Genomic DNA, 262 nt, shown 5'->3' with positions numbered 1-262 from the left:
TAAATTGCAATCACTTGCTGAACGTGTTAAACGACTTCAAATGTCATATTCTGAACTTTACAACTTGATTGTAGCGGAACTTACACAAGCTATTGTTAATAAAATTGTTGACCTTGCGCTTATTGAGGGTGACGGAACAAACGGTTTTAAATCAATTGAAAAAGAAGCAGACGTCAAAAAAATCAAAAAGATTACTACAAAAGCCAAATCAGCTGGCAAAACTCCATTTGCTGACGCTATTGAAGAAGCGGTTGACTTTGTT

1 protein-coding gene is annotated in these 262 nt (G+C 35.5%); it reads left to right on the top strand.

The genetic code is table 11. The annotated features are described in order from the left end of the window. Positions 1 to 40: 40 nt before the first annotated feature. A partial coding sequence (locus FDX22_RS21545; protein WP_212732928.1) for a hypothetical protein occupies positions 41 to 262 on the top strand: 222 nt, incomplete at its 3' end.

This window comes from Citrobacter sp. TBCS-14, from assembly GCF_005280805.1.
Taxonomy (GTDB): Bacteria; Pseudomonadota; Gammaproteobacteria; order Enterobacterales; family Enterobacteriaceae; genus Citrobacter; species Citrobacter gillenii.
Note: the sequence above shows the minus strand (reverse complement) of the source record. Positions and strands in the feature narration are given on the sequence as shown.